Consider the following 7,574-nt stretch of genomic DNA (forward strand, 5'->3'; position numbering starts at 1 on the left):
TTATTATGTAGATAAATGCATCACCTGTTTAAAGTAGTGATAGCTATTTTGCTATCTACCTTATACAAAGCAACCAATGTGCCAACTTTTTTTGACATCTTAAAACTCACTCAAAACATACTTATATAATCAAACCAAACAGCTCCGACCAGTTTACTACAAACATAAAAAAACGCACAGGGATAACCGTACGTTTTTTGTATCCAGGGAGTTTAAGCTACGTATTTACACGGGATCTCCGCACGTGTACTTAGCTTCAAAATATATTCCATTGCTACTTCGTCACAATTTTCTTTACGAAGGCAAAGTTCACAATCTTTCATTACTTTTTCAGGCAAAGAGTCTTTGCTACAAAAAGTAAAACGTTGTTGTTCAAAAAAATCTGGTACGCGTGTTAATACAATAACTCGGTTAAGTGCCAATTTTTTGGCTTTAGTAAGTAGATGATCTACAAGCTGTCTACCCTGCCCCGACACTTTACTTTTTGGGTCTATACCCAATGAGCGTATTTCAGCAAGGCCGGTATCGTAAATGTATAACGACGCACAGCCCGACACTTTTCCATTTATTTCCGTTACTGCAAACTCGTTAATAGAGTGCACCATATCGCTTTTTGCACGAGGCAGGTTTTCACCTACCGTTGCCCAATGCTGTATAAGTGTGGCAATTGCTTCTACATCATCTAAATTTGCATCACGTACCGTTATTTGCTGTTTTTTTTTGGCTTCTTTAACAGCATTAGTTACTTGTTCAATAGACGTCCCACCAAGGGCTTTACGTGCTTTTATACATGCATCAATTTCAAGTACTGGGTAAACATCGTCTTCAAATACAGTGTTTACTGATTTGTACTGCTCAAGCGATAGCTCTTCAAGCGTTTTACCTTCGCTAATCGCAAGCTGTACAAGTACACCTACAATGTGATGCCCTTCTCTAAATGGCACACCTTTAGCAACTAAGTAATCAGCAAGTTCGGTGGCATTTGCATGCCCTCCTTTTGCTGCAGCAAGTGTCTTATCGCCGTTTACTTTAACGCCTTTAATACATGCTTGCGCCATATGAATACATGCAAGCCATGTTGGCATAGCGTCGAATAGCCCTTCTTTGTCTTCTTGCATATCTTTATTGTATGCAAGTGGCAGCGCTTTTAACGTCATCATCATAGCGCTAAATGCACCAAACACACGTCCGGTTTTACCGCGAATAAGCTCGAGTGCATCAGGATTTTTTTTCTGAGGCATGAGCGATGAGCCTGATGTTACGTTATCAGCAAGCTCTATAAATCCGGCTTCACCCGAATTATAAAAAATCAAATCCTCTGACATACGAGATAAGTGAATCATCGAAATAGACGCACAACTTAAAAGATCTAAAACAAAATCACGATCAGATACACCATCAAGGCTGTTTTTTGTAGCCGCTGTAAAACCTAGCCCATGCGCTAATGCTTGGCGATCAATCGGATAAGCTGTACCTGCTAATGCACCACTGCCTAATGGGCAAAAATTCATGCGCGCTTTAGCATCTTGCAGGCGGCTTTCATCACGCTCTAGCATCTCTACATACGCCATACACCAGTGGCTAAACAATACTGGTTGTGCGCGCTGTAAGTGCGTGTAACCTGGTAATATTGTGCCAAGCTCTCGCTCTGCAAGCGCTACAAACTCGCCTTTAAGCTGTGCAATAGCATCTAGTAAATGGTCAGCCGTATCACGGCACCATAATCTAAAGTCGGTGGCAACTTGGTCATTACGGCTTCGGCCTGTATGTAATTTTTTAGCTAAATCACCTACTTTTTCAATTAGAGCTGCTTCAACATGTGAATGAATATCCTCTGCACCTGAAGTAGCTACCGCTTGTGGATCTGCTTTAACTTCTTCAAGCAGCTCATTTAATGCAGCCACTAATCTTGTGTGCTCGTCACTTGAAAGTACACTTACCTGTTCAAGTGCACCAGCCCATGCCACAGAGCCAATAATATCTTGCTCTGCTAACTGGTAGTCAAAGGGAAGAGAGTCGTTAAATTGCTTAAACGCCTCATCTGGACCCGTAGAAAAACGTCCGCCCCATAATGCCATGAAATCTCTCCAAACCCTGTAGTGCCCCTTTTATGAGGGGCGTAATAAATTACTTTTTAGCGAGTGCTGAAATTCTGCTTGAAAGCGAGAATAAACGAATAAAGCCTTCAGCGTGTGATTGGTCGTACACATCATCTTCGCCAAATGTAGCAAATGCTTCGCTGTATAAGCTATTTGGTGACTGCTTTTGAACTGCAGTTACTTGGCCTTTGTATAGCTTAAGTACCACTTCACCTGTTGCCACTTTAGAAAGTGCTTCAGCACCGGCTAAAATAGAATCTTTAAGAGGCGTAAACCAACGGCCGTCGTATACTAAATGTGAAAACTCACCACCGAGTACTTCTTTCCACTTACGGCTTGCTTTATCAAGCACTAGCTCGTCAATGGCTTGAAGCGCTGCCATAATGACTGTGCCGCCTGGCGTTTCATAACAACCGCGTGACTTCATGCCAACTAAACGGTTTTCTACAATATCAACACGTCCAACACCATGAGGCGATGCAATATCGTTTAATTTAACTAAACAATCGTAAGGTTTAAGCTCTACGCCATTTACAGCAACCACTTCGCCTTCAACAACTTTTAATGTTACTAGTTCTGATTTATCTGGTGCTTGCTCTGGAGAGTTAGTCCAAGTCCATACTTGTTCAGTTGGTTGACACCATGGGTCTTCAAGCTCACCACCTTCGTGCGAAATATGCCATGCGTTAGCATCACGGCTATAAATTTTTGTAGCAGATGCTGAACACGGAATGTCACGCTCTGCTAAGTAATCAAGTAATGATTCACGGCTCGATAAGTCCCACTCACGCCATGGCGCAATTACTTTTAAATCAGGGGCTAGTGCTGCAAAACATGATTCAAAACGAACTTGGTCATTACCTTTACCAGTACAACCATGAGAAAGTGCATCAGCACCTACTTTACGTGCAATTTCAACTTGTGCTTTAGCAATAATTGGGCGCGCCATAGAAGTACCTAATAAATAAGTACCTTCGTAAATTGAGCCCGTTTTAAGCGTTGGGTAAATGTAATCACTTACCATTTCATCTTTTAAGTCAACTACGTAACATTCAGATGCACCAGAGGCAATTGCTTTAGCTTCTACGCCTTCAAGTTCTTCAGCGCCTTGACCTACATCGGCAACAAACGCGATTACTTCACAGCCGTAGTTTTCTTTTAACCATGGCACGATAGCCGACGTATCAAGACCACCAGAATAGGCTAAAACGACTTTTTTAATTGAACTCATAGGTGTTCCTTAACAAAATTTGGATTTAGTAATGTAACTAGCAGAGCATTTTGCGCATGCATGCGATTCTCTGCTTGTTGAATGATTTTTGATGCTGGACCATCCATTACCTCAGAGGTAATTTCAAATTCACGGTGTGCCGGTTGGCAATGTAATACCGTAGTCGCACCTGTTTGATCTAGCAATGCCTGGTTTAATTGATAAGGCATGTATTTTTCTTTTACTTGCTCAAGCGGCGTTGTATCACCCATTGATACCCATGTATCTGCGTATACAACGTTTGCACCAACCGCAGCTTCAACTCTATCGCTCACCATGACTGATGCGCCATTCATTGCTGCAATTTGCTCTGCTTTTTTAAGTATTTGTGAATCTGGCGAACACCCTTTTGGTGTTACAGCAACAAAGTCAGTACCTAGCGTTGCGGCAAGTAACATCAATGAATGAGTCACGTTATTGCCCTCACCTAAGTAAGCTACTTTAAGCTGACTCACATCGCCATGTACTTCTTGGAGTGTTAAAAAATCAGCAAGTGCTTGGCAAGGGTGGTACAAGTCACACAAGCTATTTACCACTGGTACCGATGAATATTCACCTAACGTGGTTAATGTGCTGTGCTGATTTACACGCGCCACAATACCGTCGGCCCAAGTAGAAATATTAAGTGCAAAATCTTTAATTGATTCACGTGCACCCATAGCGCCATTTTGCTGATCTAAATAAACAGCATGACCACCAAGGCGATTAATACCTATATCAAACGATAAACGTGTACGTAAACTTTGCTTTTCAAACAATGTTACGATTGATTTACCCGATAATACTTGGCTGTATTTTTCTGGCTTTGCTTTTATATCTTGCGCTAACTTTAATAAATTAAGTGCGCCTTTTTGGTCTAATTCTAAACCTGTTAAAAAATTCTCAAACATAATAAACCTATGGTGTAATCTTTGTTCCGACATGCTCACCTTGCAGCAGAGCAGTTAAATTTTCTGGCTTTTGCCAGCTGGAAATATACACACCGCGTCGTAAATGTTGGGCAGCGTGAAGGCTGGTCTTAACTTTGACCTCCATCCCGCCCACAATTACTCCATCTGTAATTAAAGTATCAATGTGTTTTGTGTCAAGTTGATGTAACGGTTGTTTATTTGCGTCAAGCACCGCTTCTACATCCGTCATAAAAATTAGTTCTGCATTTAAATTACTGGCAATAGCCGCTGCAGCTTCATCTGCATTTACGTTGTACCACAAGCCTTGTTCATCAAAGCCGATAGAGCTAACAATAGGTAAACGAGAAATTCTAAGTAAATCATTGATGATAGAATCGTCGTTACTTGTGCATTTACCCACTAAGCAAAGCGCTTTTAATTTTTGGGTTGCAGTCACACCCGCCTCAAAAAGACTTAAGCCGACAGGCTTATGCCCTGCGCTTATAGCTTGAGTCATTAATTGTTTATTAGCGCAACCTGCAAGCGCACCCACTATATAAGGCATTTGCTCTGCTGGACTAATACGTAAACCTTGGTGTTTAGCACTAGCAAAACCCGCTTGCTTTAGCCATGTATCTACTAAAGAACCACCGCCATGAACAATGACAAACTCATCATTTTTTTGCTCGCTTAGCACGTCAAATAACGCTTTTGCTGCATTTTCTGTATTAAGTACTGCACCACCGAGTTTAATAACCCACGTTTTTTTACTCATTTAAAACGCTCCTTTTAAGCCCGTAGTGTGATCTAAATTCATAGAAATATTAATACACTGCAAAGCTTGTCCAGCAGCGCCTTTTAATAAGTTATCAATGGCAGACATTACAATTAACTGCGTGCCTTGTTGCTGCCAGCCAATATCAACAAATGGTTGCTTAGCAACACCTTTAATTGAAGGTATTTTATCGCCTAACAAACGAATTAATGGTTCGTTAGCAAGCACTTGATAAGCCGATGCAACGTTTTCCTTGGTAACGTCAGGCTTAAGTTGTACATAAATAGTTTCTAAAATACCGCGCGCAAAGCTACCTAGATGCGGTGTAAATAATACTTTGTGGCCAAGGTTTTGTTCAATTTCAGGACCGTGGCGATGGTTAAACAAACCATAAGGTGCAAGCGATACCTCACAAAAATGTGTTCCTACACTCGCTTTACGCCCGGCCCCCGTAACACCCGAAACGGCATTAATGATAATACTTTCGCTGCTCAATAAGCCTGCTTGTTTAAGCGGTTTAAGTGCATTGAGCGCCGCTGTTGGGTAACAGCCTGCAACAGCAATTAGCTTTGCGTTAGCGATAGCATCACTGTTCCACTCTGCTAAACCGTAAGCCGCTTCATTTAAAAGCTCTGGGTGTTGATGCTCAAAACCATAATAAGTAACGTAATCATCATTATTTGCTAGGCGATAGCCACCAGATAAATCAAATACTTTTTTACCTATAGCTAAAAATTGAGGCGCTAAATCAACACTTACTTTGTGATCGGTACATAAACACACATAGTCAGCATCACTTTGAATGTCATCAAAAGCTGATGCACTAAGAGGAAGTAAAGGACAATCTAGTAAGCCAAGGTGCTCTGGGTATAAATCACTTAGTAATTTATTTTTATCTAAGCTACCCTCAGATACATAACAGCCTGTTAAGGTAAGGTTTGGATGATTAGCAACTAAGCTTGCTAACTCTGCGCCGCTATAACCGCTTGCGCCAATAATAACTACATTCATTGATTACTCGTTATTTTAAAATTTACTGCTAAATATATATGTTGTTCGCTTAAACTAGCTAAGACGCTAAATTAAGACTTAATTTAATGAATTTGTAGATTATCGTCGCATTATTTTCATAGCTTTACTTTAATATATTTATGCTTAAAAAGTGAATTGATATTCATCATAAATACTTTTATATTGTTATGCAATTAAATTGAATAATAATTTTGGATTTTTTTATGCCTTTGCCTTCGTTTATTTCTATGTATCAACAATTGATTGCAGCCCCTTCTATTAGTGCAATTGAAGACAGCTTGTGTATGAGCAATAAAAACGTAATTGAACTCCTTGCTAGGTGGTGCGAAACACTCGGTTTTACGTGTGAAATTATTGAATTAGAAGGAGGTAAAGGCCGCTTTAATTTATTAGCAAAGCGTGGAAAAGGCGATGGCGGGTTAATGCTTGCGGGCCACACAGATACAGTGCCTTTTGATGACAGCCGCTGGAACCACAATCCGTTTAAACTTACCGAACTAGACAATAAATTGTATGGGCTGGGAAGTATTGATATGAAAGGATTTTTTGCTTTTGTATTACAAGCGATTAGTGAACTTGATGAAAAGCAGCAAACTCAACCTATTTTAATACTCGCCACTGCCGATGAAGAAACAACTATGGCAGGTGCACAGCAAATATGTAAGCACCCTAATTTAAAACCTGCACGCTGTATAATTGGCGAACCTACTGATATGACGCCAGTATTTATGCACAAGGGCCATATGAGTACAGCAATAAGAGTGGTTGGTCGCTCTGGGCATAGCTCAGATCCCGAACGTGGCCTTAACGCCATTGAAGTAATGCATAAAGTGATTACAAAATTGATGATCTTAAAAGAGCAATTAAAGCATAAGTATTCAATAAATCACTTTGAAATTCCTTATCCAACATTAAACTTAGGTAATATTCATGGTGGCGATAATGCGAATAGAATTTGTGGTTGCTGTGAAATGCATATAGACATGCGCCCATTACCAGGTTTAAGTGTACAAGAACTACAAGCATTAGTGCTTGATGCAACAAAAGAGATAAATCAGCAATACCCAAATGCGGTGAGCGTTATTGATTTACATGAACCAATCCCGGCATTTAGTGGTAGCACCGACAGTGCTTTAGTTAAAATGGCTGAAAAAATAGCGGGGCAAAAAGCGGTCGCGGTAAATTATTGCACTGAAGCGCCGTTTATCCAGCAACTCGGTTGTGAAACAATCGTAATGGGCCCAGGCTCAATTAACCAAGCGCATCAGCCTGATGAGTTTTTAGCGATGGAAAAAATAAAACCATCACAACAAATAATCACCAATATCATAAAAGCAAACTGCTTTAGCAATCAGAGTTACTAACTGCTTATAACAACACAAAATAATAAAGGCGCCAATTGGCTAATGCCGATCAGTTAAGAAAATGACAGGTTGACCGATCCAAACGATCATGCAAAATCCGTAGTTAGGAAACTAACTACGGATTTTTTTGTGAATATAGAACAA

6 protein-coding genes are annotated in these 7,574 nt (G+C 40.4%); 1 reads left to right on the forward strand and 5 read right to left on the reverse strand.

Annotated features, from left to right (window positions below; all coding sequences use genetic code 11):
- Window positions 1–212: 212 nt before the first annotated feature.
- Genes argH through argC form a run of 5 tightly spaced genes read right to left on the reverse strand, consistent with a single transcriptional unit; the run spans window position 213 to window position 6,045 of the window.
- Window positions 213–2,078, reverse strand: coding sequence for an argininosuccinate lyase (gene argH, locus I6F50_RS04305; RefSeq protein WP_007581654.1), 1,866 nt, complete (start codon window positions 2,076–2,078; stop codon window positions 213–215).
- 49 nt (window positions 2,079–2,127) lie between these two features.
- On the reverse strand, window positions 2,128–3,330 hold the full coding sequence (locus I6F50_RS04310) for an argininosuccinate synthase (RefSeq protein ID WP_007581653.1): 1,203 nt from the start codon (window positions 3,328–3,330) through the stop codon (window positions 2,128–2,130).
- Complete coding sequence (locus I6F50_RS04315; RefSeq protein ID WP_165727585.1) at window positions 3,327–4,259, reverse strand: ornithine carbamoyltransferase; 933 nt, start codon at window positions 4,257–4,259, stop codon at window positions 3,327–3,329. The genes I6F50_RS04310 and I6F50_RS04315 overlap by 4 nt, the downstream gene beginning before the upstream one ends.
- Before the next feature lie 7 nt (window positions 4,260–4,266).
- Window positions 4,267–5,034 (reverse strand): acetylglutamate kinase, encoded by a 768-nt coding sequence (gene argB / locus I6F50_RS04320; protein WP_165727586.1) that lies wholly within the window; start codon window positions 5,032–5,034, stop codon window positions 4,267–4,269.
- A complete protein-coding gene (gene argC, locus I6F50_RS04325; RefSeq protein ID WP_197175380.1) occupies window positions 5,035–6,045 on the reverse strand; it encodes an N-acetyl-gamma-glutamyl-phosphate reductase in 1,011 nt (336 codons plus the stop codon).
- Between the two features lie 224 nt (window positions 6,046–6,269).
- On the opposite strand from argC, the gene argE reads away from it, so the two are divergent.
- Entirely contained in the window at window positions 6,270–7,430 is a 1,161-nt protein-coding gene (gene argE, locus I6F50_RS04330) for an acetylornithine deacetylase (RefSeq protein WP_165734551.1), read from the forward strand.
- Window positions 7,431–7,574: the final 144 nt, after the last annotated feature.

It is taken from the genome of Pseudoalteromonas sp. NZS127_1 (genome assembly GCF_015864295.1).
Taxonomy (GTDB): domain Bacteria; phylum Pseudomonadota; class Gammaproteobacteria; order Enterobacterales; family Alteromonadaceae; genus Pseudoalteromonas; species Pseudoalteromonas arctica.